At 53.4% G+C, this 4,852-nt stretch carries 4 protein-coding genes; all 4 read right to left on the reverse strand.

The genetic code is table 11. The features are described from left to right. Nucleotides 1-640: PHP domain-containing protein (locus ACXJ5O_RS19170; RefSeq protein WP_457301287.1), on the reverse strand; the 640-nt coding region annotated here is incomplete at its 3' end. Between the two features lie 401 nt (nt 641-1,041). Beyond that, nucleotides 1,042-1,725 (reverse strand): ABC transporter ATP-binding protein, encoded by a 684-nt coding sequence (locus tag ACXJ5O_RS19175; RefSeq protein ID WP_114429312.1) that lies wholly within the window; start codon nt 1,723-1,725, stop codon nt 1,042-1,044. Between the two features lies 1 nt (nt 1,726). Then, nucleotides 1,727-3,013 carry a lipoprotein-releasing ABC transporter permease subunit gene (locus ACXJ5O_RS19180; RefSeq protein ID WP_112530907.1) on the reverse strand — a complete coding sequence of 429 codons (1,287 nt, stop codon included), beginning with the start codon at nt 3,011-3,013 and terminating at the stop codon, nt 1,727-1,729. Beyond that, on the reverse strand, nt 3,010-4,350 hold the full coding sequence (gene proS / locus ACXJ5O_RS19185) for a proline--tRNA ligase (RefSeq protein WP_457301286.1): 1,341 nt from the start codon (nt 4,348-4,350) through the stop codon (nt 3,010-3,012). The genes ACXJ5O_RS19180 and proS overlap by 4 nt, the downstream gene beginning before the upstream one ends. Nucleotides 4,351-4,852 lie beyond the last annotated feature (502 nt).

Below are 4,852 nucleotides of genomic sequence, written 5' to 3' on the forward strand. Positions count from 1 at the left end.
GCAGTTCCAGTTCGTAGGCAAGTTCAACCTGCGCTGCTTCCAATGCGCGATCGTAACCACGATGACGCTGGAGTTCGACGTAGAGCCGATCACCGAACAGCGATTTCAAATAGTTCAACCGCTGCCGTGCACGATCAATCCGATCATCCTTGATCGGTTTGGCGATGGGACCTTCGGGACCGCCAGACAAAGCGATGATACCGTCCGTACGATCTTTGAGCCATGCCGACGTGATATGCACCGGATCACCGGCTGGGGTTTCGAGGTACGCACGACTCACGAGGCGTACGAGATTGGCATAGCCTGCCTCCGTGGCCGCAAGGAGGACGAGCGGCGCCAGTCCCAGCGCTTCGCGTCTGTTAGCGCTGCGGCTTTCCTCCGCCTGGTCATGAAAGGCGATATCAAGCTGACAGCCAATAATGGGCTGTAGGCCCGCCTTCGATCCTTTCTGGGCAAATTCAAGAGCCCCAAAAAGATTATTAGTGTCGGTAATCGCAATCGCCGGCGCCTTGTTGGCAACGGCAAGATCAATGACTTTCGGGACCTGCAGGGCACCTTCAAGTAAGGAATACGCAGAATGGACTCTAAGGTGCACGAAGCGCAGCGCCGGTTTGCTCGCGACGTATAGACTGCTGTTGATCTGTCCATCTGCCAATTATTCTGTCTCCGAATACCTGAACGGAGAAACTGATTCACCGCGGATTTATAGTCGGACATGCGCGATGAGGTGTCCACCAGTATTGAGGCTTCAGGTATTCTCATCGGTGGACAAGAAACGGGATCACAAGCACTCAAACGTTCCTTTGCAGTGATCCCGGCTTCATCAGATTGCACTGACCCACATTGCAAACGTCGCAATGAAAAGGCTGACTGTAACGAATGACATAACATCCTGGAAAAGTTCGCTCATCGGTAAAACCCTTCTTCGTTGTCTGTATGTCTATCTTTTGTTCCTTTTTTGTTCCAAAGTCAAGCACATCTAGTCGCCCATTGCCGCTATGGTTTTCGAAATATTAATGGAAGGTAAAATGGGGTCGCGGATCAGAGGTTGGTGATTTTTCCGTCCTTGAGCGTCACACGCCTGTCCATGCGGCGCGCCAGCTCAAAATTATGAGTGGCGATCATGGCTGACAGCCCCGACTGTCTCACAAGCGCTTCAAGTGCTTCGAACACATAGGAAGATGTCACCGGATCGAGATTGCCTGTCGGTTCGTCAGCGAGAAGCACCAATGGCGCATTCGCCACTGCACGGGCAATAGCCACGCGCTGTTGCTCGCCGCCGGAGAGTTCGCTAGGGCGGTGCGAAGCACGCGCGCCAACCTTCATATAATCGAGCAGCTGCTGGGCGCGTTCCGACGCCACCGCCGGCTTCATGCCGCGAATCAACTGCGGCATCATAACGTTTTCGAGTGCCGTGAATTCCGGCAGAAGGTGATGGAACTGATAGACGAAGCCGATGTCGTTTCGCCGTATGGCCGTACGCTCTTCATCGGAAAGCGATCCGCAAGACCTGCCGTCCAGAATAACATCGCCGCTGTCCGGTCGTTCAAGCAATCCAGCCGTATGCAGCAATGTCGACTTACCGGCCCCGGAAGGCGCGACAAGCGCCACCATCTCGCCTTTGCCAAGCGAAAAGCTGGCGTCGTTGAGAATGACCAACTCACGGCCAATCTCATCATAACGGCGGCCGACATTCATCAGCTGCAAAATTGGCCCTGCCACCATTTTATTCGTACCTCAAGGCTTCAACGGGATCGAGCTTGGCTGCGCGCCATGCTGGAAACAGCGTTGCCAGAAATGACAGGACCAATGCCATGAGGATGACCGAGAAGGTCTCGTTGAAATCCATTTTGGCGGGCAAGGTGCTCAAGAAATAGAGTTCAGGATTGAACAGCGTGGTGCCGGAAATCCAGGAAAAGAATTCTCTGATTCGTTCAACGTTGAGACATACAACGACGCCAAGAACCACACCTGCAATCGTTCCGGTCACACCGATCGCAGCACCCGTCATAAGAAAGATGCGCAGGATCGAGTTTCGCGTCGCCCCCATGGTCCGAAGGATGGCAATGTCATGCCCCTTGTCCTTCACCAGCATTATCAGTCCGGAGATGATATTGAGAGCCGCGACGAGAACGATCAGCGTCAGAATCATGAACATGACATTGCGCTCAACCTGAAGGGCGGAAAAGAACGTCTGATTGCGCTGACGCCAGTCGGTGAGCATGATCGACCGCTGTGCCGCATCCTCGATCGGTTTCTTCAACGCGTCGATATTGTCCGGATTATCGGCGAATATCTCGATCGATTGAACCTTGTTTTCCTGGTTGAAATAGAGCTGCGATTCATCGAGCGGCATAAGTACTATCGATGCGTCATACTCGGACATGCCGATCTCGAATATGGCCGTAACCGGATAGGATTTGACACGCGGAGCCATGCCGAGCGGCGTCACATCCCCGTCCGGAGATATCAAGGTAAGTTTATCACCGAGACCGAGACCCATATTTTCAGCCATACGCGTTCCGATAGCGACGCCGCCAGCCGTGTTGAATCCCTGAAACGTACCTTGGCGCACGTTTTTGGAAACAAGCTGCAGTTTCGCAATGTCTTCCTCGCGCAAGCCGCGCACCAGGGCGCCAGCCCCTGCCCCGACATTACCTTTGGCCAGCACCTGTCCCTCGACAACCGGAATGGCAAAGGAGACGCCGGGGACAGCGTCGACGCGTTTGATGACCGCATCGTAATCGTCGAAAGGCCGATCCATCGGCTGCATGATAACATGACCATTGATGCCGAGGATGCGCGTCAAGAGTTCAGCGCGAAAGCCATTCATCACTGCCATCACGATGATCAACGTTGCAACGCCCAGCATGATCCCGGTAAAAGAGAATCCGGCAATCACGGAAATGAACGTTTCCTTGCGCCGGGCGCGCAAATAGCGCCAGGCGATCATACGTTCATAGGCTGAGAACGGCTTGGAACCGTTCGGCGCGGTGACTGCCTTTTCGCTCATAAAATTCCTGCCTGAACGCCCGCGAGCTTGTTAAGCGCAGCTTCGATACTCAAGGACTCACGCTCGCCGGTCGCTCGGTCCTTGATCTCGACCTCACCGGCAACAACGCCGCGCGGGCCGACTATGACCTGTGTGGGTAGACCGATCAGATCCATTGTGGCGAACTTGGCACCCGGGCGATCATCCGTATCGTCGAGCAGGGGCTCAAGGCCAGCATTTGTCAACGCATCGTACAATTTAGCCGAAACGGCGTCGCAGGCTGCGTCGCCGGGCTTCATATTCACAATACCCACACCGAAGGGCGCAACGGCTTTTGGCCAGATAATGCCGTTCTCGTCATGCGACGCTTCGATGATTGCAGCGACCACACGTGACGGCCCAATACCATAGGAGCCCATTGAAACCGGGTAGTCCTTGCCATCTGGTCCGGTTACCTTGGCGCCCATTGGTTCGGAATATTTCGTTCCAAAGTGGAAAATGTGGCCCACTTCGATACCGCGAGCAGCGAGTTGCTCCGAAGCACCGACCTTCGCCCAGGCGGCCTCGTCATGCATTTCGTCGGTGGCAGCATAGGGCGTGGTCCAACGCTTAACGATATCAGCAATCTGCGCATCATCATTAAAGTTGGTATCGGGACCGGGCACGGGCAGATCGAGATAGGCGCGATCGCAGAAAACCTGGCTCTCGCCTGTATCGGCAAGAATGATGAATTCGTGGCTTAGATCGCCACCAATCGGACCCGTGTCAGCACGCATGGGAATGACTTTGATACCCAATCGCGAAAACGTACGCAGATAGGCAACGAACATGCGATTGTATGCTGCTTTCGCGCCCTCAAAATCCAGATCAAAGGAATAGGCATCCTTCATCAGGAATTCGCGCGACCGCATGACCCCGAAACGCGGGCGGCGCTCATCGCGAAACTTCCACTGGATATGATAAAGATTGAGCGGCAAGTCTTTGTAAGATCTGACATAGGCTCGGAAAATCTCGGTGATCATTTCCTCATTCGTCGGACCAAAGAGCATGTCGCGATCACCGCGATCCTTGATGCGCAACATCTCGTCGCCATAGGCGTCATAACGCCCGCTTTCGCGCCAAAGATCAGCAGACTGGATTGTCGGCATGAGGAGTTCGATCGCACCGGAACGGTTCTGCTCCTCGCGAACAATTGCGCTCACCTTGTTCAGAACCCGCAGACCCGCCGGCAACCAGGCATAGATGCCCGCCGATTCCTGGCGTATCAGACCTGCACGCAACATCAGGCGGTGGGAGACGATTTCCGCCTCCTTGGGGTTTTCTTTCAGGATGGGTAAAAGGTAACGGGAAAGCCGCATGGAGAATCACCAAATTGAACATCGCCTGAGTGCTTTAAGAATCAGGCAAAACCAAGTGCAAAGTGATGTTTCTTTACCGGCTTCCCGGTGGATTGGGAACCCGTAACGCCAAATGAAACGGGCGGGTATTTATAAGAGATTCACTGCCTTGCTGGATTTGTAAGCAAAAAATGACAAGAACGAATATTTTTCGTGACATTTCGCAGGCAGTCCGCTATTTTTTTAATCATAAGGAGAAAGTAAGAATATTTCTGCTTTCCTACGCGGTCAAAGTCTTGGGAGGATGTGACCTAGGCGCGGTTTTCCGCAGCCGCCACGCAAGTGGATTTGGTCAGACGCGATCTTTAAAATGCAAGGTGAAAGCCTTGCATTTTTTTTGTCTGATTTTGTGGAATCAATACGTTGCTGTATTTTCTTGAAGTAACATATAACTTGCCTCTTGGCGCTTCAGCCTCCAACATTTCATTGTAAATAAAATGGCGGTAGGAACGATGTGAGAGAT

It is taken from the genome of Phyllobacterium sp. P5_D12, assembly GCF_054049495.1.

Coding starts and splice junctions, on each gene's coding strand:
- ACXJ5O_RS19175 (WP_114429312.1), bottom strand. CDS start 1,725: ATGGTGGCAGGGCCAATTTTGCAGCTGATGAATGTCGGCCGCCGTTAT.
- ACXJ5O_RS19180 (WP_112530907.1), bottom strand. CDS start 3,013: ATGAGCGAAAAGGCAGTCACCGCGCCGAACGGTTCCAAGCCGTTCTCA.
- proS (WP_457301286.1), bottom strand. CDS start 4,350: ATGCGGCTTTCCCGTTACCTTTTACCCATCCTGAAAGAAAACCCCAAG.